Raw genomic sequence first — 21020 nt, 5'->3', positions numbered from 1 at the left:
AAAAAAAATTTTGGAAATTACACCAAATTCGGAAGTGCTTTTGATCACTGCAGATGTATCGGATGAAGAAGCAGTAAAAAACTATGTAGACGAAACAGTCAGGAAATACGGAAGAGTCGATGGATTCTATAATAATGCTGGTATCGAGGGTAAACAGGCACCTACGGCGGACTACGATATTGAGGTTTTCAACAAAGTAACGGACATCAATATCAATGGTGTATTTTATGGTATGAAATACATTCTGCCAATCATGAAAGAACAAGAGTCAAGGGCAGTGGTAAATGTTGCTTCTGTCGGTGGAATTCGTGCTGTGCTTAATCAAACTGCGTACGTTGCAAGTAAACATGCTGTAGCAGGTTTAACAAAAACAGCTGCCATAGAATATGGTCCATACGGAACCAGCATAAATGCTATTGCACCCGGCGTTATCTTAACGGCGATGGTAGAAGGATCATTCAGGCAAATAGGAGGAGAGATATGGGAAGAAGCAATGGCGGATTTCGTCAGTGTGAATCCTAAGAAACGCTTTGGTAAACCTGAAGAAGTCGGCCGTTTAGTCGCCTTCCTTTTACCAGGGGAATCAGATTTCATCAACGGGGCAGTCATACCGATTGATGGCGGACAATCTTCACTATACTAATGAAGAAAAGGGAGTGACAGTATTAGATCACTCCCTTTTTTATAATATGGAAAATTGATGTTTATGTAATGCTTTATAGTTAGTGATAAAACGTCTACGAATAGGGAAATTGACGACTTTATAGTTTTTTGTATTCCAAATAATCAGTTTAGATAAAGCTGCGTATGGACCCAAAGAACAAGTTTCAAGAGGTTCAATAGCGATGAAACTCATAAAAAAACGCCATACAAGGCGCTTAACAAAACTATTAAAGGTACTAATCGTTACTTTTCTTTATCGTGAAGCTTATCCTCATATTCGGTTTCCAACATCCCATACAAACCATTCATTTCTTGTTCATCTGGATCTGCCCCAAAGTCATTCGTATATTTATTCTTATTTTTAACTTCAAGTATTTCTTCTTGATCAATTTTCTTATCCATACATATCACCTCCAACTACTAGGGTGTCTCATTGTCACAAAAATATACTATTGGGACTAAGTCGGAAATTTATGAGGATACCCTTTCAAAAGTGTAAGCAATCTTTTTTTCATGATCAATGTAAATGGTATTCTAAATAGTTATTACTCTTACTATTTGTTAATATATGAATATATAACCTAGGAATAACGGAGAGATATTGTGAAGAAGAAACGAAAGAAACAAAAGAAATCAAAGAACATTTTTATCATTTTTATCCTGATTTTTGCATTTTTGCTCATAAAGGAAATCATGAAAAGCCCGTTTTCAGGCAATGTTTCCACATCGGTAAATTCGTTTAATTCTTTTGCGAACGTCGAAAAGTATCGTTCCCCTCTCAATAACGAATTAGCAAAATATGGCCTCGAGGAGCATACCTCTACATTGATTGCTTTGATGCAGCAAGAAAGTCGCGGAAGGGGTGGTGATCCCATGCAGGCCTCAGAATCTGCCGGACTTGATCCGAATACAATCACAGATCCAACGGAGAGCATTAAGTATGGAGTGAAACATTTCAAGAGGATCAATGAATACGGCAACAAAAAGGACGTGGACTTTGCTACGATCCTTCAAGCTTATAACATGGGAATTGGGTATATTGATTACATTGCAAAGAAAGGGGGCAAACATTCTGAAGAGCTTGCGAAGAAGTTCTCGATGATTCAGGTCGAAAAAAACCCCACGCTTTATGATTGCGGCGGAGACAAAGGAAATTTCCGTTATCCCTATTGCTACGGAGATTACTCATATAGTGCGAAGGTAAAGAAGAACATAGATGAACTTGAAAGCATATCTGCTCAAGCAGATGGAGAGTAAAAAAACTTTTTCACTTTTTACGTGACATTTTTAAAATCTGTTTCCATACAATGAAGACTACTGGCCTACCAAATGAATGTAGGCCTCTTTCTTTTGTGATGAACCTATTCTATAACAACTATAAATTGTTATCGTTGTTCCACAAGGAAAGAAGGTCTTCATGTTTAAATGAATTCTCAGAATCAGAAATCGTTTGAGAAAGGATACGATCAATGGAATCCAATAAAGCGTTTAGAGATTGTCGGACAGACCCATTCTCAAATCGATCTAAAGGCACAGGCAACTCGTCCTCGTCTAAAATGAAGTGATCCCCATTAGGAAGAACCAAAATATCAATGATCAAATCCTCAAAAGAAACCAACCTATCCGTCATATATGTATTTTTTACAATATTGAAATAGGAGCCTAAATAATTCCCTTCATGATCCCTCCAGATGTACAAATTATAAGGGCGATCTTTCCAATAATATGCGATTGTATAACTGCCAATAGGAATGGTTAATTTTGTATGACCCGCGTTCATCGTGAAGGAATCCATGATTTCATGAAAAAGCACGACATGTTGATTATGTGCTTTTAACAGCAAACAGTTATGTTCTACTACTAATGAGTCGTAGCGGATTTTTCTTTCTATTAATTCATCTCCACGTTGAATGGCTGGTGTAAATATATTGTCCATCGTTTATATTTCTCCTTAAAAAGCTATCTAGATCATTTGCATGAATACTTTGAGAGATGTTTCTTTTCTAATCGGAGTACTCACAGGAAAATGATGTACAACTTAAAAGCACAACTTACAAGATTAGGATCCTATCCCTTGTATGCCTGCATTAAAGTTTTCATGTCAATTTTCTTCATTTGGAGCAGCGCTTTCATAACACTTTCCGATTTTTCACGATTGGAGTCATTTACCATCTCGGATAGATTTGCTGGGACAATTTGCCATGACACACCAAATTGATCTTTCAGCCAACCGCAAACTTGCGCCTTTTCATCTCCGCCTTCGGAGAGTTTCCCCCAATAATAGTCCAGATCTTCTTGATCCTCGCATTGGATGATAAAAGATATTGCCTCTGTAAATCTGAATTGCGGACCGCCATTTAGTGCTACGAATGATTGTCCTTCTAGTTCAAATTCAACGGTCATTACTGATCCCTCTGGCATTCCGTGGATTTGATTTCCTTCATTTCCATAGCGAGTGATTCTTCCGATCTTAGAATTTTGGAAAATAGAAGTGTAGAACTTCGACGCCTCTTCAGCTTGTGTATCAAACCACAAGTTTGTTGTGATTCTTTGAATTTTGTTTTTCATAATTTCTCCTTTTCGGTATATATTTTAGTAAGTTTTTAATAAGTATGCCCTGCTGCCATAGGGGTATCAGTAAAATGCGAATTTATTTGATCAGATTAAATATCTTGAAGGTACCCTAATACTATACACCACTTAATCATGAACCAAGTAAACGATAACCATAAGAATTGCTTAAGAAAAAGGAGTAATGATACGGATTAACAATAGGAATTATCACCAAGTTATTTCTCAAGAACGGTCGATAAGGGATTGAGTGAAGTCATAAACGCTTTGTGTTATTCATCTTTTACTATACCCATCATTTATCTAATTCCTTTATTTTAAAGGCCTTTATATAACATCCCCATAATGTCATCTCTACGGATTAACGAAAGGTATTTTTTTCATATGCTAGTTTCAGGCATTTTTGCCTCATGGTGATGGAAATTCCAAAAAGGATATAAAAGCTTTTCACTAGTGAAAAGCCCCATATCCATATTGAAGATGCCTCAAAAAAGTTACATCACATATATTAGCTACCAACGTTGAATTGCCAATTAATTCCGAATTTATCCGTTAACTGACCATATAGCTTACTCCAGAATGTTTCTTGAAGATCCATGCCAACCGTGCCGCCTTCTTTAAGTTTATTAAAGACCGATATGATTTCATCCAAATCATTAGAAACAAATGCAAGGCTGATATTATTTCCTTCAATAAAAGGCATACCAGGAAACACATCCGAAAACATGACATTGCTTCCATTAATATTTAGCCTTGTATGCATGACTAAATTTTTAGCTTCATCTGGCAAGGGAAATTCAGGGCTAGGTGGTGTTTCTCCAAAGGTCATGATTTGTGGTGTTTCCGTTCCAAAAACCTGTGCGTAGAACTCTACTGCGTCACGACAATTTCCATTAAAATTAAGATATGCATCAACTGACATTTAACTCACTCCTAAACAAATATAGTTTCTTGAATACCTAAGCTTTCACTTTTTTTTATAAATAATTCACAAAGATATTAAGCTGCTTTTAATAGACTCACTTCATGTTCAAATATGCTTATGAATTAGACTATTCCCTGACGAAAAATTCCGGTGGTTCAATCCCAAGTGTTCTAAGATAGATAAAACCCTGTCCCCTATGATGGATCTCATTTTCCAAGGCATATTGAAGTCTCGAAAAATGGCTTTGTGCGGGTCCGAAAAATGGATCCTTTTCAACCACTTCGAGTGTTTCCTCGGTAATTTTCTGCCACATCTTTCTAGTCTCTGCCCTTACTTCTTCACATGCTGTCAGAAGATCCTCTTTTTTAGAAATTGAAGCAATTGAATCTTGAAATTCCCATTCGTTAAGAGCAATTCCACGCATATAAGCTCTCTCGATGTTCATAATTTCTTTAACCATCACTGCGAAAGGACGAAGCTTCTCAGCAGGTGTATAGTGAAATAATTCCTCTTCAGGAAAAGATTCAATCGCCCGGATTGTCAATCTCCTATTTCCTTCCAATATATCAAACAAACCTTCTTTCGATAGAAACATTTTTTCACTCCCTTTTGATTCAATACTCTGTATAGTTGTTCTATGGGAAATTGAAAAGTCCTGCAAATTCTACAATAAATAGCAACATTTCTTATTTTCAGCGAAGACCCCTTTAAAAAGATGTATAATTATAATGGTCGTAACGATTGGATAGTTAATGAAGGAGATATTACATAGTATGTTCGGTTCCTTAAATAAAACAAAATTAATAACAAATGATTTAAAGGGTATGGCTAAACTTATGTATCTGGATGTGTCAAAAGATACTTGGGATCAAGAAAACCTAACGAAGAGAAATTTAGACTTCACTATTGAAAGCATTCGGTATATTGATGTTTATACGAAAAGATTAATGACTACTGAAATGGGGAAGTCACTGTTAGATGCTCATTTTGATACGTTTGTGATAAGAACCGGAGCATATATTGGAGAAGTTATAAAAAGGGAAATCAAAAAGGATTATAAATGGTATGAGTTTGATTCGGTATTTCAATATTCTTCTATACTTGATGGAGTGCCTAGAGCCATTAAAGAAGAGTCAGTTCTATACTCCAAAAAGAATGATATAGCTATATTATCTTTAACTGAGGCAGCGCAATGTCTGACAGCAAAATCGTCGTACCCAGATTTGTTATCATATGTAGAAGAAATGATTAAGCAAAATTCGTAAGTGATTTGATTAGCGGAGCAATGGAGATAAGTTCGCAGCAGATATCTATACATAAACATGAGGAACATTTGAAAGTGTCCTGTTTCTAGCAACAATTTGGAAAGGTTTCAATGAAAATAATGGTGCCGCGTCCTTTATTGAATTACCTAGAAGTGATGGAATATGGTAGAAATTGACTAAAGTTTACATCTAGTATAATTTAGATAAGTAGCTATCTGTTAAACGCATAGGTATAACGCTCAAAAGAAAAAATATTATTGAAAACAGAGCCAATGGAAAGGGAGGAAGCAAATGATTAATCAAGTCGGTCAAATAATGTTATATGTAAATAACCAAGATGAGACATTGAAATTTTGGACTGAAAAAGTGGGGTTTAGTGTAGTTTCTGAGGAAGATAACGGGCAAGGGCTGAGATGGATTGAAATTGCACCAACAAAGGAAGCACAAACGAGTATCATTCTCCACAATAAGGAATTCATTGCTAAAATGCAGCCTGAATTAAATCTTAATACACCCTCTTTAATGTTTTTTTCGGAAAATCTCGATGAATTATATAAAGACTTTTCGGATAAAAACATCAAGGTCGGAGAAATGGTAAATATGCCTTCTGGACGAGTATTTAATTTTGCTGATAATGAAGAAAACTACTTTGCTGTCATGGAAAAAAAGTAACTCAAATAAAAATAAAACGTAATTAAGGAAACGATAATAAGTCGTTTTGATGTTTAACTGAACCACTATAACAATAGTAGTCATTACAAACCGTTATGCGAATCCCCACAAACGTTGACAGATTGCTGTCGATGCTTTGTGGGGATTTTTGTTCGTTAGTGGGCTTAATCTATCAGATGATGCCGGTTAAAGCTTATATTTTTGATGTTAGGCTTTTACGAATGGTCCGCTATATATCGGTTCAATTCAGTCAGCTGGTCTTGGTCCAGCATCAATTCGAGAGTTTTCTACAGTCATGATCGGTCGAATGGTTATGTCTCCACTCACATATATTTGACAAGATAAACGCAAATGGTCTTCCATTCCTTTTTCCTCCAAAGCCTTTTTTTCTTTATTTGTGCCCTCGAAAAAATCACCCGCCAATATTTCTACTCTGCAAGTCGTACATTTTGCTTTCCCTCCACAACGGTGGAGAATATTTATACCGTTATCTTCTAGTGCTAATACTAATTTTTTTCCCATTTCAACTTCAAAAGTTCCCCGGTCAAATACAGTTACGTAAGGCATTTTATACCACCTCAAATTATAGAATATCTTCCAACTACTCTCTAACATGTTTTGGGTCTTAGTTTGCCCCATATGACATGATAAAATGTGAAGCAATTATTGATGGCATTAAAGATGAAAGAAGATTAGAAAACTACTTTTGTTTAACATGCTTATTCCACAATGAATAAATAATTCCCGTAAAGACAAACTTTAAGTACATTAATAAATATTTAACAAGCCTTATTAACGAAACTTTTGCGGCAAATTTATTTATAAGAAAAGGGAGGTGCGTGACTGTGAATAATGCCAATTGCGACTTTTCACCAATGAAACAAATTTTAAAAGAAGATATTCGCCAAGTAATAACGTCCTTACAAAATAATTTAGAAGCAATGGATGATGAAAACTATTGTCTCCTTGGGAATTTTGAGAAAATCAAAGAAAATTTTGTAAACATTGATATGAAAGCTGCAACCTTTTATTTAAACTGTTATTTGTCTCCTTTTACTGACAAATATCCAGAATTAACAATTGGCGTACAAAATATGTCGAATCTGAGACATGGGGGATTAATTGTGATACAACGGGAGGATTCTCTTGAATCTTTGATACAACCAGGTATTCCAATCGGAGCAGAGTTAACACATTCTTTATTGGAATCAATTTTTTTTCCTGGTAATCCGCTGCATGATGGTGCTGTCCTGGTTAGTCTTAATCAGATCAATTCCGCAGCAAATGTCCTTCCACTTTCAGATAGATCATCGGGCGGTAAAAAGCTTGGAACACGCCATCGCGCTGCTTTAGGTTTAACTGAACGAAGTGATGCGCTTGTAATGGTTGTATCTGAGGAAACAGGCAGAGTTTCATTCGCCTTAAACGGGAACCTGTACCCAATTACCAATCATGGGTCTCTATAGATGAAATTTTCTGTGCAACCTTCTTCAGGAGCACTGTAAAGGTATTGGGCCCTTTATTGTTGTGTATAAAATTAGGTGTTTATTAGGGACAGGTTAAGAAGTAATAAGAATTTTTATTCAAAGTAACTAACTTTGGTGGTGGTTTTATCAAAAAGAACGATTCAAACGAATATATGTAGAGCGTGTTTTTGATTAAATTCATTTTCAAAACAGGCTCTTTCTTTTTGTTCGTTATCAAGGATAATCTGTATCAATTTAAGTAAACATTCCATTTCATTTTTTTGTAAAAAATATAGCTTGAACAATATTGACCAGAGAGGTCAACGATAGTACAATTTGATTGACTGATGTGGTCAACCGTAAATTTAGAATGAAAGAAAAGAGGGCTGCACCAATGTTTTCAAAATTTTTGAACATGGATAAAGAAAAACAAGACCGTATAATAAATGCTGCGATAAAGGAATTTGCCCAGAAGGGATATGACAATGCATCCACCAATGAAATCGTCAAGGAAGCAGGAATATCAAAGGGGTTATTATTTCATTATTTTCAAAATAAAAAGCAATTATATTTATTCTTGTATGAACATATGATCGATATTCTAATGGAAAAAATTATGGAAAAAATAAATTGGGAAGAAAAAGATATTTTTGTCCGCTATCGGCAAATCGCATTGCTGAAAATAGAAATATATCAAATTTATCCTGAAATGCTAAATTTCGTTAAGTCAATCTATAAAGACACCTCCCCTGCTGTGAAAATGGACATAAACAGCAGGGGGAAGGAATTGTTCGAAAGCTCCTTTAATAAATTATTTTCCGATATTGATCTTTCTAAATTTAAAAAAGGGATAGATAGTAAAAAGGCGATTAACATAATTAATTGGACAGTGGAAGGGTTCGCGTATCAAATGCAAGAAAAAGCATTGTCCCTATCCCTGGAGCAAATCGCAAGCGATGAGACAATGGCAGAAATGGAAGAATACTTGGAAATACTAAGGGATACTTTGTACGAATAAGGCAGTGATCAATCATATATGAAATTGGTAAATACCGCATACTGAGGAGAAAAAGGGAGGTATTATAAATGAACGTAATAGAAATTAAAAATCTTACCAAAACTTACGGAAAATCTAGAGGAATATCCGATATTAGTTTTAATGTTGAACAGGGTGAAATTTTCGGGTTTATTGGACCGAATGGTGCCGGGAAGTCGACAACGATTCGCACATTATTATCGCTCATTTACCCAACGAGCGGCAGCGCCACGATCTTTGGGAAAGACTGTATTCGATTTGCTCCAGAAATAAAAAAGGAAATTGGCTATTTACCATCAGAAGTTTTTTACTATGACAATATGAAAGTTAAGGAACTTTTAAAATACTCAGCCAGTTTTTATAAAAAGGATTGTAGTAAGAGAATCAAAGATTTAGCAGAAATAATGGACTTGGATCTAAATAAAAAAATTGATGACCTTTCTTTAGGAAACAAGAAAAAGGTCGGGATTGTTCAGGGGCTTCTCCACGAACCTAAACTTATTATTTTGGATGAACCCACGAGCGGGCTTGACCCATTAATGCAGCAAAAATTCTTTGAACTATTAGAGGAAGAGAATAAAAAAGGTGCAACGATCCTATTTTCTTCGCACATCCTCAGCGAGGTTCAAAGATTATGTAATCGAGTTGCCATCATTAAAGAGGGTAAAATCGTAACGGTAGAAAAGATTAGTACGTTACAGGAGAACAACTATAAAAAATTTAAAATCGAGACGAAATCTGCCCTAGACAAGAATTATTTCCAAATCGGCGGAGTCAATAAATTAGAAGTCGACAATAACGTAATCAGCTTTTTATTTAGAGGTAATATCAATACGGTGTTGAAAAGAATCGCGGAAATTGAAATCGCGAACCTGTGGATCGAAGAGCCGGACCTTGAGGAGATCTTTATGCATTATTACGTAAAGGAGGCCTAAGAAACTATGAATATCTTTATGCATGAATTGAAGGCTTATCGAAAGTCTACGATCATATGGTCGCTATCGTTAATTGTGATCATCGTTATTTTCATGTCGATGTATTCTTCATTTGCTGAGGATGCAGAGGATTTTAAAAAAGTATTGGAAAATTATCCAGATACGATAAGAAACGCACTTGGTTTTAATCAAGAAAATTTCTTTACTATTATAGGATTCTATAGCTTCCCATTATCGTTTATTACTCTTTGCGCAGCAATCCAGGCAATGAATCTAGGCACTTCCATTGTCAGCAAGGAAGTTCTTGCAAAAACAGCGGACTTTTTGTTAACGAAGCCTGTTACCCGTTCTAAGATTTTGACAGCCAAGTTATTGGCAGCTTTTGTTTCGATTGTTATGACGAATATCGTTTATTTCGCGGCAGCTAGCTTTGTGGCATTACAAGTCAAGACTGATGAGTTTAGCTTGAAAATTTTCTTTTTGCTATCGCTTACAATCTTTTTCATTCAACTCCTATTCTTAGCCTTGGGGATCATCATTTCTATTATTGTCCAAAGGATCAAATCCGTGCTGACCGTCTCGCTTGCCACTGTCTTTGTTTTCTACTTTGTGGGAATGTTCAGTAATACGACAGGTGATGAAGTGAAACGTTATATTTCGCCGTTTAAATATTTCGACGCGGCCTATATCATTAAACATTCCAGCTATGAAGCAACATTTTTGATTGTTGGCGCAGTTATTATCCTTCTTGCCATAGCAGCTAGTTATGTCGTCTATAACAAGAAGGATATACATGCTGTTTAAGAATGCTCGCTTTACTTGTGGGAAGTTAAATGGAGGGGTTGGGTCATGAATATATTTTTAAAAGAAATGAAGCATCATCGAAAATCGCTCATATTTTGGAGCATCGGTGTCTTCCTTATGGTGACATCAGGAATGACTAAATATGAAGCATATTCGTCATCGGGGCAATCGATTAATGATTTGATCGCAGATATTCCAAAATCGATGCGGGCTGTATTGGGTTTCAGTGATTTAGATTTGACCAAGGCCAGCGGCTACTATGGAATGCTTTTTCTCTATTTATTATTAATGGCCACCATTCATGCGGTAATGCTTGGAGCAACCATTATTGCCAAAGAAGAAAGGGATAAAACATCCGAGTTTTTATTCGTCAAACCAGTATCTAGAAGTAAAGTCATTACAACTAAGCTATTGGCAGCATTCACTAATATCGTAATTTTTAATCTCGCCACATTCGTTTCGTCCATTATTCTTTTAGGGAAATACAGCGATGGTGAGGCGGTTAATGGTGAAATAGCGATATTAATGGCGGCAATGCTCTTTTTACAGGTCTTGTTCATGGTCATCGGCAGCGCACTTGCCGCTGTAAAAAAGAAGCCAAAAACGGCTGCATCAGTAGCGGCTGGAATCCTTTTACTAACGTATATGTTATCAATCGTTATTGATTTGAATGAGAACATTGAAGGCTTAAGATATCTTACCCCATTTAAATATTTTGAAGCGGAAAATGTAATGTATGGCGGCGGTTTGGATGTAATCTTTGTAGTGATTTCACTAATCTTGATTCTTACACTTTTGGTCGTAACCTATGTTTTTTATAAAAAAAGAGATTTGAATGTTTAGTACAAAGACCGTACTCTAATCCAATGGCGTATAAGATGACGAGTTTGTCCAGCAAAAGCCAGAGCTAACAACCCCAGACATGAGAGACGATCAGAAGAAGTATTAGGCATCAAATTATTTTGTTTGTCCTCAGCTGATTATGGATAAGGAAAGGATCAATTTATTAACCCGGTGATTTTAACCGGGTTTTTGGTTGCTTTTTATATGAAAAAAGGCATATGATAAAAAAGGAGTCTCAATCAGAAAAGATATTAAACGAAAGAGGATTTTAAATGATTACAATAAAAAGTGAACGAGAAATACATTTGATGCATGAAGCTGGCAAGCTTCTTGCTGCGACGCATAGAGAAATCGCTACAATGATCAAACCGGGCATCACGACTTGGGAAATTGAAGAGTTTGTCGACAAGTATCTTGCAGAGCATGGTGCAACGCCGGAACAAAAAGGCTATAATGGCTACAAATATGCAACGTGTGCATCAGTGAATGATGTAATATGCCATGGCTTCCCGCAAAAGAAAGCTCTAAAAGAGGGCGATATCGTAACGATTGATATGGTTGTGAATCTTAACGGTGGTTTGGCGGATTCTGCTTGGACATATGCAGTCGGTGAGGTTTCAGAAGAAGCTCAGCGTTTGATGGATGTTACCAAGAAGGCATTATATAGAGGCATCGAAGTTGCACGGGCAGGAAATCGTCTCGGAGACATTGGTCATGCCATTCAATCTTATGCTGAAGGTGAAAAATTTTCTGTCGTCCGCGATTTCACAGGACATGGAATCGGGAAAACCATGCACGAAGACCCAACAGTGCTTCATTATGGGAAACCTGGTAAAGGTGCACGACTAAAAGAAGGAATGGTCATCACGATTGAGCCCATGTTGAATGCAGGAACATGGCATATGAAAATGGACCAAGATGGCTGGACGGCAAAAACGGCAGATGGAAAGCTTTCGGCTCAATATGAACATACTCTCGTCATTACAAAAGAAGATCCAATCATATTAACGGAACAGTAAACAAAAAAAGGAATGGTCTAATCATGGGCTGTTTCTTTTTTTTGGTTGAAACTATTCCATAATAAACCTCGACAGAATATTCTGAATTGATCTATCCCAATATAGAGCAAATCCGCAAAAATAAGTACTACGTAATTAGGGATTAAACACTTTACTAATATGTGGCAGCACAGGATAATAAGGGAGAAGAAAGAAATATTTAATGGATGAGTCATATAACAGGATAAAAAGGAGGTTTTGACAGTGAAGAAAGGGGAAAAATTATCGACAACTGTAGAATCGGTTGGGTTAAGCCAACGAGAATTTTTAACGATTTTTTTACTTCATTCTTTGAGAATAAAAGCGAATTATCCAAGGGCGATTCATCAGGACCTGAAAAATACGTTTACTGGAAAAGTGCATAGCTATGACTATCTATGTAAAATATCCAATACGCTTGTCGAATCCAACCATTTATCATTATACACAAGTAAGGGAAGAAATTATTATCAAATAACGGAAAAAGGAAACGAGCTTTATGCATGGTACCAAAAGAATTTCCTTGAACGGTTTTCAGAAGTGAAAAAGGTCATTGACCGCTTCATGTTCGATTTGAGGGGTTCGGGTGAAAATCCTCCAGTACTTAATGAACTTCCAGAAGAATATAGGTCATATTTCTCGAAAATAATATCGGTGAAGGACCTTGTCCGTTATGTCACTTTAAAAGCGGCTTTTACTAAAAAGCCCATTTACATGGGGGAAATTGGTGATTTGCTTAAAAATCAGTTCGGATGGATTGCTTCTAACGGGTATTTATATGATCTTTCTCATGAGATGGAAGAGAACGGACTTCTTGTTGGCAGGTGGGAAAGTGAAAAACGAACAAAACGTTATTTGCGAATCACCGATGAAGGTCAGCATCATTACAAACAGATTGCGGATTCCGCGGCTTTTCAAGTACAGGAAATCCAAAAATACATGGCCAGTGTCGTAATGTTCCTAAAAGAAAAGTCTTAAATCATTATCAGAAATGGTACCCCTTATTCTTGTGAGGAAGATTCAAGTAACATGCTTAACTTGAATCATTCAAGGGTAAATGTTACATAAAAAAACTTCAAAACAAGGGGGAATGCACGGTGGTAGAAAAACACGATGAAATGGGAAGCATATTCACTTTCATTAAAGGTCAGGTAGATAAGCTGCCAATTTCACAATCGAAAAAGAATAAAATGCTCGACCAGCTCTTGAAGCTTAAAACGATGACAGTTGATGCAAGGGAACCGCGAATTGCTCTTGTCGGGAGACGCGGGTCCGGAAAGTCATCGTTGATTAATGCGATGTTTGGCCAGGAACGGCAATATGTCAGTTCCGTAAAAGCTGGAACAGGTAAGGGTAAATGGCTTTGGTACCCCAGTGATGCAGAGCCCAAAATACGTCTTTTGGACTCACGCGGATTGGGGGAAAGTGAAGCTCCGACAGAAGAATATGAAGAAGAAACACCGATGGATGAATTGATAAAAGCGGTTACTGAAGAACAGCCTGACGTGTTTCTTTTCCTGATTAAAGCAAAAGAAACAGATTCACGGATTGAAGAAGATTTAAAAGAGTTGAACAAGCTGCGCAAAATCGTTAAAGAGATACACCATTATGAAGTACCCGTTATCTGTGTAGTCACACAAGTGGATGAATTAGATCCGCCACATTATAAACAAGCGCCTTTTGATGCCAATCCTAAGAAAAAACAGAATATTGATGAAGCCATCGCCTTGATGTCCAAACGCTTTATCGAAAGTGACATCCCACTATTGAACATCATTCCCATTTGTTCTTATATTGATTTTGATGAAAATGGAAATATTGAATACGATATGCGTTGGAACATCGATTTGCTATCTGATTACTTAATCGAGGCCTTACCCAGTGAAGCGAAACTGAAGACGGCCAAAGCGATACAAAGCCAATTCGTTAAAAAGAAATTTGCGCGGACAATCGTGGGAACGTTTACGGCCATCGCAGGTTTAATTGGTGCAGAGCCCATTCCTTTTGCCGATTTCCCCATATTGACAGGTATTCAAGGGTTGATGATTGTGGTCATTGGTTTTATCGCGGATAAAGACATTAATACTAAAACGGCAAGTGAATTCGTTACAGCATTAGGGATCAATGTTGGTATTGGCCTCCTCGTCAGGGAAGGTGTCAGGGCAGCAGTCCGTTTCATTCCAGGAGCTGGTCTAGCCGTTTCAGGTGCTGTAGCCGGCGCGGTCACCTATGGAATCGGTCAGGCTGCGATCGCTTATTTTATTGAAAACAAAGATATGGATCAGGCGAAGGCAGCTTATAAGAACGCGAACAAAGATTATAAAAATGAAGACATTGACTCTGAATAAGCAGTTTTAGACCATAAACTCCACTAAAGTGATATGATAAAGGGGAGTTCTAGTAGTCACGCTTTTTGCTGCTAGATGGGTCAGGAATATCGTTTATTACAGAAGGGATGATCTTCATGTCTTTTTTTCAATCACAGAAGCAAAAAGAATATCTACAAAAATTAGAGGAAGCGATTCAGTCCTTTTCCGGTCGATCTGAAGCACTTGATGAGTCAAATGGTTTTCCCTTTGAAAACATTCAGGAGTTAAAAGAATTCGGATACCCTAAATTAACGTTAGCAAAAAAGGATGGGGGGTACGGTGGTTCCTTATATGATTTTCTCCTATGCCAAGAAAAAATAGCTCAGCATTGCGGACCAACTGCTTTAGGAATAGGTTGGCATGTCGGAACGGTATTATCCTTAACTGAAAAAAGACCTTGGGAAAAAGAAGTCATGGATGAATTGTTTGATCACGTATCGAAAGGCGCTCTCATCAATACGGCAGCATCAGAGGCGGGGACAGGAAGCCCGACGCGTGGAGGTCGTCCGGAAACATTTGCAATCAAAAAAGGGGAACACTGGTGTTTGAATGGGAGAAAGACTTTTACTACACTCTCTCCGGTCCTTGATATTTTTCTTGTAACCGCATGGGTACCCGAAGATGAACAGCAAGGCACCTTTTTAGTTCACCGTGATGAATTGGGTGTCAGCATAGAAGAAACCTGGGATATGATTTCCATGCAGGGAACAGGAAGTCATGATTTAGTGTTAAATGATGTCAGCCTGCCTGAAAAGTATTATGTCATGAAAAGCAATGGTCAAAAAAGAAAACCTGAAGCGTGGCTCCTACATATTCCTGCTTGCTACTTGGGAATTGCTGTGGCTTCCAGAAATTATGCTGTGGAATTTGCGAAGACCTATTCTCCCAATAGTTTAACGGGCCCGATCAGGGATCTTCCTAATGTCCAAAGAACAATTGGGGAAATGGAACTTGAATTGAACGAGGCACACCATTTTCTCTACTCTGTTGCTGAAAAATGGGAGCAGCACCCCGAAGATCATGAAGAATTATCGAAACATTTGGGTGCAGTTAAATTATCTGTCGTCAATAAATCGATTTCGATTGTCGATAATGCGATGAGAGTTGTTGGAGCAAAAAGCTTACAAAGGAAAAATCCACTGCAACGCTATTATAGGGATGTCCGTGCAGGACTTCATAACCCTCCGATGGATGATGCGACAATCACGTTGCTCGCAAAATCAGCTCTTTATTAATGAAAACAATTCCTTATGGCACTGAGATGACTTTGTCGTTTCAGTGTTTTTTCCCGTTCTTTTTCTTTGGATGATACCACTAAGCTTTAGCTGCCTCTTTTTCAGTCCCGCATGATAATTTTACTAGCTTATCATTCTTTATCTTGTTATTATTAAAACACCTGTCTAAATCTTCGAAAAATATCGAAAGTTCGGTGTGAAAATGAATCTTATAACAAAAGATTTACTGATTAACTTTTTAATTATCCTTTTTCCGCTCTTTTTATTGCAAATGAGCTATCTAGTGAAGTTCGTGTATCGTTTAGATTCATTAAAAGGATGGTTCCTATCCATTTTCCCCATTCTTTCACTTGTCCTATGTATGCTATTTCCAGTTGTCATTGAAGTTGATTTTGTTTGGGATCTTCGATGGATCCCTTTTCTTTTAGGCGGTTTATATGGGGGCTGGAGGTTAGGGATCATATTAATAGTGATCACTTTGCTTATTCGTTTTTTAACTGGGGGGGAAAATGGATTTTATATATCATGCATCACTTTTCCGTTAATTGGAATTTCCCTGTTTTTTATATCTAAATACTATCTCAAAATATCTGTCAGTAAAAAAATCTTCATCGGTGTCTCATTAATCTTTATTGTTCACATTCTTACACAGTTTATTTCCACTCAAATATTTGATCTTACTATCGGTATAAGTCTATGGAAACAATATTTTACGATCCAGGTCATAGGAATCGTCGTCGTCATCATACTATGTGAAGTCATTTTGGCGAATTTCCAGGTTCTCGATGAATTAGTGAAAGCGGAAAAGTTACAAGTCGTTAGTCATCTCGCTGCAAGCATATCTCATGAAGTTCGTAATCCCCTTACCGTTACGAGGGGATATATTCAAATGTTAAGTGAAGACGTTTCTACACAAACAAAGGTAAGGTATGCGAATATTGCGCTGAAGGAATTAGATCGAGCTACGGATGTCATTAATGATTATTTGACGTTTGCTTCCATTAGTCCTGAAAATAACGAAAGATTAAGAGTATCCGATGAAATTCAGCATGTCGTAAACAGTATCATTCCCTTGGCTAACAATAATGGGACTAAATTGAAGTTATCCCTATTTGAAGATGAAGCTTATTATATATTGGGGGACAGGAAAAAATTTCAACAGTGCTTGTTCAATATCTTAAAGAATGGCATAGAATCGATGAAGCATGAGGGAGAATTATACATACATTTGTTTCAAGCTGCCACTAAGATCCAAATAAAGATACAAGATCAAGGAATTGGAATGACCCAGGAACAAATATACCGTTTAGGTGAGCCTTACTTTACGACAAAAAATCAAGGTACGGGATTGGGTATGATGGTTTCATATAGCGTTATCAAAAGTATGGATGGCACGATACATGTGTCAAGTGTACAAGGGAAAGGAACATGTTTCTCTATTAACCTCCCTTTTCATAGCCATGAGCCTATTTGAGTATAGTGTGTAAATTGACGGTTTTATATCGATACCTTACAATTTAATTAAACCACCAATTATTAGGAAAAAATTCAATAATGCATTAGATACCTAAGGGAGATGATTGTATGAAATCGCTTACAGATGGACAAATCATTTGGGAACCGACAAACGAACAAATCGAGCAAACGGTATTGACTCAATATGTAGGATGGTTAAAAGAAAAAAAGGGTTTATCATTTCATGATTATCACGAATTATGGAAATGGTCAGTTGATGAACTGGAAGACTTTTGGGCTTCAATTTGGGAATATTGTGAGGTAAAAGCCGGGAGGAAATATGACACGGTTTTAACGGAACATTCAATGCCAGGTGCGAAGTGGTTCGAGGGGTCTAGGCTTAATTATGCTGAAAATGCATTATTGAATGATCAAGGAGAGAAAACGGCGATTTTTTTTCGTTCCGAACATATCAAACAGCAAGAGATTAGCTGGAGGGAGCTGAAAGAGAAAGTAGCTTCATTCGCGCATTCATTAAGGAAACTCGGTGTGAAATCCGGCGACCGGGTTGTTGCCTATATGCCAAATATACCCGAAGCGGTCATAGCCTTCTTGGCAACAGTGAGTATAGGTGCCATCTGGTCCAGTTGTTCACCTGACTTTGGGGCAAGAAGTGTCATAGATCGTTTCAAACAGATTGAACCGGTTGTATTATTGGCGGTTGATGGGTATCAGTACAATGGAAATGTATATGATAAAACATCCGTTGTTTCACAGCTTCAAAAAGAATTGGTCACTGTCAAGCATACAGTATTGGTTCCTTACATAGATAAAAAGATTTTAAAAGAAAGTCTAGTAGATACCATTCCATGGGATGACCTTTTAATAGAAACAGCGGAATTATCATATGAACGTGTTCCGTTCGATCATCCGCTGTGGATTCTCTATTCATCAGGTACAACAGGAATGCCAAAGCCAATTGTACAAGGGCATGGCGGTATATTATTGGAGCATTTTAAAGCAACAAGATTGCATCAAGACATGACTTCCGAGGATACGGTATTCTGGTTTACGACGACAGGCTGGATGATGTGGAATCTCCTTATGGGTGGTTTGCTGAATGGTGCGAAGATCGTTCTTTATGACGGCAGTCCTTCTTATCCGAATATGGGTGCCCTTTGGGAATTGGCTGAAGATACAGGCATGACTTTCTTTGGAACAAGTGCACCATTCCTTACGAATTCCATGAAGTTAGGCATCAATCCAAAGGAAAACTATGATTTGTCGAAATTGAAGGCCCTTTTTTCTACTGGAGCTCCATTGTCGGGTGACGGATACAAATGGGTATATGAGAATGTTAAGAAGGATATCTGGCTCAGTTCATCCAGTGGCGGAACCGATGTATGTGCCGGATTTGTAGGTGGTGTTCCTACTTTACCAGTAAGAATCGGGGAGATACAAGGAAGAGCATTAGGTGTACGTGCAGAAGCCTTTGATGAACAAGGTCAAACATTGATTAATGAAGTCGGTGAATTGGTCATTACGAAACCGATGCCTTCCATGCCGCTATATTTCTGGAATGACCAAAACGGGACAAGATACTACGAGAGTTATTTCGATACGTATCCTGGGATATGGAAACATGGTGATTGGATAAAAATCGACGACAAGGGCAGTTGTATCATTTACGGACGTTCCGATTCGACCATCAACCGTTCCGGTGTACGTATGGGAACTAGCGATATCTACCGGGCTGTCGAAGCGATCGACGAGGTTATGGAAAGCCTTATTATTGATAGGGAAGTGCTTGGCCGCGGTTCTTCCTTGCTGCTGTTCGTTGTCCTTAAGCCAAGTTTAAGCCTCGATGAAACATTGAAAGCAAAAATCAAGGAACAAATCAGAGGGCAAGTGTCCCCTCGTTTTATCCCTGACCAAATCTATGCTGTTGATCAAATACCTAAAACGTTGAACGGAAAGAAAATGGAAGTCCCGATACGTAAAGTGTTGTTAGGTTTCGAGTTTGATAAAGTGGTGAATGCAGATTCCATGGGGAACCCTGAATCGCTTCAATTTTTCAAGAATTTAGCCATTGAGCTAAATGAGAAAAAAATATTCTGAGATTCAAAGGCGGAGTAAAAAGCTCCGTCTTTTTTAGTTTAATGGGCCTGGTGCTATTTCCCCAACAAGCACTTCTATTTCTGGATATGGGTTTTTATTTTCGAAGTCAACATGAAAATATTTTTACTCGATGTACGAAAAAGGAAAGCTCATTAGCATAAATCCAGAGCTGCAGGCGTAGTAGTTCATGATTATGAATTTCGCTGCCTTTATGAACACCTGGATGACGATAAGAACTATCCAACAGTGTCCCTGTAGGCAATATACCAATAATGACTCATTATATTTGAATAGTATTCTTATAATTGATTTAGAGGAAGCAGGAGAAAGATAAAAGGGAAAAGACGTAATATCTTTTGCGAAGGTGCAATCGCAACTTTCCATGTGGCGGAGGTGGATTTTCATTCTTTGCAATAATTAGTATGTTTCTGCTGAAAGATAAACCAGAAAGGAAACGGTGCCTATAAATTCGATTACACTGGCTTGATCATTTTTACCATTATAATGATTGCCTTGAATGTATTTATAAATTACGGAGCAGAGTAGGATGGATAAGTCCGATTTCAATCGTCCTACTCGTTGCCACAATCATAGGCATTATTGTTTTAATCGTTGAAAATAGCAAAAATATCGTTCTGATTGACTTTGCTGTATTTCAAAATAAGCCATATACAGGTGGCAAGCTCACTTGGCAGTCCATTCGGCGTCCGTGAAATTGAATCATGAAGAACGGGAAATGATAAAAAAAACTCATACGAACATGAGTTGAAGTAGAAGTATATTTTATATGGAATTAAAGTGAGTAATGATTAATAGGATTGAAAAGAAATAGTTTGCTCTACTCCTGGCAACTTTTGAAGAACTTCTTTACTTCGAGCAAAGGATATGTGGTTAAACATTCAATATAATACTACTACTTTACAATAGCTTACCAATAGGTGAGCATTTTTTTGTGTCTTTTTCTGGAATAAGGATAAGCAGAAAGAAGGGAAAAGTTATAAAGATATAGTCAAGTATTATTACCAAGGGGTAGAGATTTCCTCTGCTGATTCATTATTAAACACTATATTTGTAAAAATATTCTAAAGTGTTTTTTTTAAAACATATTAATTTCAGTCGTAGAAAAGCGAAGCTTATTCAAGAATCGGGCGCGATTCTTGAATAAGCTTCGCTTTTCTTATAGAACTAACAGGCTGAAGATCTGAGCTGTCTTTAAGGCAGCTTTTTCTTTACGCAACTATAAGGGCAGGTTTGTTCAATAAGGGACTTGAGTACAGTCTGCTAAAATAGTTAGAAATTGGCAGGGAAGGGTGAATAGTTTTGTTGTTTTAATTACTGGAATCATTCCTTTAGTGGCTTCTTTCTTTTGGAATTCTCCTTGATTCAAAAAAAGTGTACCCAGTTAAACCTTGGACACACGAAAATCCAATTAAATAAATTATTTTATAGAACTAACAGATTTTGCTTCAATAACTAGGTTGTTGCGGCAATCTTTTTCTAATGGAACTAACGGGGCAGTTTAGTGGAAGAATTAAGTTTATATATATAGGAGGCTTCTTTTTATTTTTATATTAAAAAGAACCGTCACCTAGTTTGGGGGCGGTCCAAATCTTTTAACTGTTTAAT

General features: G+C 37.2%; 21 protein-coding genes and 1 pseudogene. 16 read left to right on the top strand and 6 right to left on the bottom strand.

The window, feature by feature from the left end; genetic code table 11:
* Positions 1–10: 10 nt before the first annotated feature.
* Positions 11–643, top strand: coding sequence for an SDR family oxidoreductase (locus ACQKMH_RS09990; RefSeq protein WP_427587231.1), 633 nt, complete (start codon positions 11–13; stop codon positions 641–643).
* A 263-nt stretch (positions 644–906) separates the two neighbouring features.
* Here the strand turns inward: ACQKMH_RS09990 and ACQKMH_RS09985 are convergent, their stop codons facing one another.
* Positions 907–1065, bottom strand: coding sequence for a DUF4021 domain-containing protein (locus ACQKMH_RS09985; RefSeq protein WP_427587230.1), 159 nt, complete (start codon positions 1063–1065; stop codon positions 907–909).
* A gap of 201 nt (positions 1066–1266) precedes the next feature.
* On the opposite strand from ACQKMH_RS09985, the gene ACQKMH_RS09980 reads away from it, so the two are divergent.
* Positions 1267–1920, top strand: a complete 654-nt coding sequence (locus ACQKMH_RS09980) for a lysozyme family protein (protein ID WP_427587229.1) — start codon at positions 1267–1269, stop codon at positions 1918–1920.
* Positions 1921–2038: 118 nt separating this feature from the next.
* Here the strand turns inward: ACQKMH_RS09980 and ACQKMH_RS09975 are convergent, their stop codons facing one another.
* The 4 genes from ACQKMH_RS09975 to ACQKMH_RS09960 all read right to left on the bottom strand — a co-directional run bounded on the left by ACQKMH_RS09975 (position 2039) and on the right by ACQKMH_RS09960 (position 4754).
* On the bottom strand, positions 2039–2599 hold the full coding sequence (locus tag ACQKMH_RS09975; protein ID WP_427587228.1) for a DUF402 domain-containing protein: 561 nt from the start codon (positions 2597–2599) through the stop codon (positions 2039–2041).
* 131 nt (positions 2600–2730) lie between these two features.
* A complete protein-coding gene (locus tag ACQKMH_RS09970) occupies positions 2731–3231 on the bottom strand; it encodes a VOC family protein (protein ID WP_427587227.1) in 501 nt (166 codons plus the stop codon).
* Positions 3232–3742: 511 nt separating this feature from the next.
* Positions 3743–4156: a VOC family protein gene (locus tag ACQKMH_RS09965; protein WP_427587226.1), complete on the bottom strand. Its 414-nt coding sequence runs from the start codon at positions 4154–4156 to the stop codon at positions 3743–3745.
* Between the two features lie 130 nt (positions 4157–4286).
* Positions 4287–4754, bottom strand: coding sequence for a DinB family protein (locus tag ACQKMH_RS09960; protein WP_427587224.1), 468 nt, complete (start codon positions 4752–4754; stop codon positions 4287–4289).
* 178 nt (positions 4755–4932) lie between these two features.
* Here ACQKMH_RS09960 and ACQKMH_RS09955 point away from each other — a divergent pair, with 178 nt between their 5' ends.
* Entirely contained in the window at positions 4933–5424 is a 492-nt protein-coding gene (locus ACQKMH_RS09955) for a hypothetical protein (RefSeq protein ID WP_427587223.1), read from the top strand.
* Positions 5425–5715: 291 nt separating this feature from the next.
* The gene (locus tag ACQKMH_RS09950) at positions 5716–6096 is read left to right on the top strand and encodes a VOC family protein (protein ID WP_427587222.1); all 381 of its coding nucleotides are present in this window, start codon (positions 5716–5718) and stop codon (positions 6094–6096) included.
* 246 nt (positions 6097–6342) lie between these two features.
* Here the strand turns inward: ACQKMH_RS09950 and ACQKMH_RS09945 are convergent, their stop codons facing one another.
* Positions 6343–6663, bottom strand: a complete 321-nt coding sequence (locus ACQKMH_RS09945) for a 2Fe-2S iron-sulfur cluster-binding protein (protein WP_427587221.1) — start codon at positions 6661–6663, stop codon at positions 6343–6345.
* 278 nt (positions 6664–6941) lie between these two features.
* Between ACQKMH_RS09945 and cdaS the strand changes: the two genes are divergently transcribed.
* From cdaS to ACQKMH_RS09885, 12 genes and pseudogenes are all read left to right on the top strand, one after another.
* Complete coding sequence (cdaS, locus tag ACQKMH_RS09940; RefSeq protein ID WP_427587220.1) at positions 6942–7562, top strand: sporulation-specific diadenylate cyclase CdaS; 621 nt, start codon at positions 6942–6944, stop codon at positions 7560–7562.
* A 394-nt stretch (positions 7563–7956) separates the two neighbouring features.
* Positions 7957–8580, top strand: coding sequence for a TetR/AcrR family transcriptional regulator (locus ACQKMH_RS09935; RefSeq protein WP_427587219.1), 624 nt, complete (start codon positions 7957–7959; stop codon positions 8578–8580).
* Between the two features lie 68 nt (positions 8581–8648).
* Positions 8649–9533 (top strand): ABC transporter ATP-binding protein, encoded by an 885-nt coding sequence (locus tag ACQKMH_RS09930; RefSeq protein WP_427587218.1) that lies wholly within the window; start codon positions 8649–8651, stop codon positions 9531–9533.
* A 6-nt stretch (positions 9534–9539) separates the two neighbouring features.
* Positions 9540–10337 carry an ABC transporter permease subunit gene (locus tag ACQKMH_RS09925; RefSeq protein WP_427587217.1) on the top strand — a complete coding sequence of 266 codons (798 nt, stop codon included), beginning with the start codon at positions 9540–9542 and terminating at the stop codon, positions 10335–10337.
* 45 nt (positions 10338–10382) lie between these two features.
* Entirely contained in the window at positions 10383–11180 is a 798-nt protein-coding gene (locus ACQKMH_RS09920; RefSeq protein WP_427587216.1) for an ABC transporter permease subunit, read from the top strand.
* A 272-nt stretch (positions 11181–11452) separates the two neighbouring features.
* Positions 11453–12199, top strand: a complete 747-nt coding sequence (map, locus tag ACQKMH_RS09915; RefSeq protein WP_427587215.1) for a type I methionyl aminopeptidase — start codon at positions 11453–11455, stop codon at positions 12197–12199.
* Between the two features lie 243 nt (positions 12200–12442).
* On the top strand, positions 12443–13195 hold the full coding sequence (locus ACQKMH_RS09910; protein WP_427587214.1) for a helix-turn-helix transcriptional regulator: 753 nt from the start codon (positions 12443–12445) through the stop codon (positions 13193–13195).
* A gap of 119 nt (positions 13196–13314) precedes the next feature.
* Complete coding sequence (locus tag ACQKMH_RS09905) at positions 13315–14565, top strand: GTPase (protein WP_427587213.1); 1251 nt, start codon at positions 13315–13317, stop codon at positions 14563–14565.
* 116 nt (positions 14566–14681) lie between these two features.
* Entirely contained in the window at positions 14682–15821 is a 1140-nt protein-coding gene (locus ACQKMH_RS09900; RefSeq protein WP_427587212.1) for an acyl-CoA dehydrogenase family protein, read from the top strand.
* Positions 15822–16023: 202 nt separating this feature from the next.
* Positions 16024–17295 carry an ATP-binding protein gene (locus tag ACQKMH_RS09895; RefSeq protein WP_427587211.1) on the top strand — a complete coding sequence of 424 codons (1272 nt, stop codon included), beginning with the start codon at positions 16024–16026 and terminating at the stop codon, positions 17293–17295.
* A 110-nt stretch (positions 17296–17405) separates the two neighbouring features.
* Positions 17406–19394 carry an acetoacetate--CoA ligase gene (locus tag ACQKMH_RS09890; protein ID WP_427587209.1) on the top strand — a complete coding sequence of 663 codons (1989 nt, stop codon included), beginning with the start codon at positions 17406–17408 and terminating at the stop codon, positions 19392–19394.
* 981 nt (positions 19395–20375) lie between these two features.
* Positions 20376–20480 (top strand): annotated as a pseudogene (locus ACQKMH_RS09885) (hypothetical protein); the annotation flags it as partial.
* Between the last annotated feature and the right edge of the window lie 540 nt (positions 20481–21020).

It is taken from the genome of Peribacillus sp. NPDC097895, assembly GCF_050277555.1.
Taxonomy (GTDB): Bacteria; Bacillota; Bacilli; order Bacillales; family DSM-1321; genus Peribacillus.
Note: the sequence above shows the minus strand (reverse complement) of the source record. Positions and strands in the feature narration are given on the sequence as shown.

Coding starts and splice junctions, on each gene's coding strand:
- ACQKMH_RS09955 (WP_427587223.1), top strand. CDS start 4,933: ATGTTCGGTTCCTTAAATAAAACAAAATTAATAACAAATGATTTAAAG.
- map (WP_427587215.1), top strand. CDS start 11,453: ATGATTACAATAAAAAGTGAACGAGAAATACATTTGATGCATGAAGCT.
- ACQKMH_RS09935 (WP_427587219.1), top strand. CDS start 7,957: ATGTTTTCAAAATTTTTGAACATGGATAAAGAAAAACAAGACCGTATA.
- ACQKMH_RS09920 (WP_427587216.1), top strand. CDS start 10,383: ATGAATATATTTTTAAAAGAAATGAAGCATCATCGAAAATCGCTCATA.
- ACQKMH_RS09970 (WP_427587227.1), bottom strand. CDS start 3,231: ATGAAAAACAAAATTCAAAGAATCACAACAAACTTGTGGTTTGATACA.
- ACQKMH_RS09985 (WP_427587230.1), bottom strand. CDS start 1,065: ATGGATAAGAAAATTGATCAAGAAGAAATACTTGAAGTTAAAAATAAG.
- ACQKMH_RS09960 (WP_427587224.1), bottom strand. CDS start 4,754: ATGTTTCTATCGAAAGAAGGTTTGTTTGATATATTGGAAGGAAATAGG.
- ACQKMH_RS09895 (WP_427587211.1), top strand. CDS start 16,024: ATGAATCTTATAACAAAAGATTTACTGATTAACTTTTTAATTATCCTT.
- ACQKMH_RS09925 (WP_427587217.1), top strand. CDS start 9,540: ATGAATATCTTTATGCATGAATTGAAGGCTTATCGAAAGTCTACGATC.
- ACQKMH_RS09965 (WP_427587226.1), bottom strand. CDS start 4,156: ATGTCAGTTGATGCATATCTTAATTTTAATGGAAATTGTCGTGACGCA.
- ACQKMH_RS09950 (WP_427587222.1), top strand. CDS start 5,716: ATGATTAATCAAGTCGGTCAAATAATGTTATATGTAAATAACCAAGAT.
- ACQKMH_RS09975 (WP_427587228.1), bottom strand. CDS start 2,599: ATGGACAATATATTTACACCAGCCATTCAACGTGGAGATGAATTAATA.
- ACQKMH_RS09930 (WP_427587218.1), top strand. CDS start 8,649: ATGAACGTAATAGAAATTAAAAATCTTACCAAAACTTACGGAAAATCT.
- ACQKMH_RS09900 (WP_427587212.1), top strand. CDS start 14,682: ATGTCTTTTTTTCAATCACAGAAGCAAAAAGAATATCTACAAAAATTA.
- ACQKMH_RS09945 (WP_427587221.1), bottom strand. CDS start 6,663: ATGCCTTACGTAACTGTATTTGACCGGGGAACTTTTGAAGTTGAAATG.
- ACQKMH_RS09890 (WP_427587209.1), top strand. CDS start 17,406: ATGAAATCGCTTACAGATGGACAAATCATTTGGGAACCGACAAACGAA.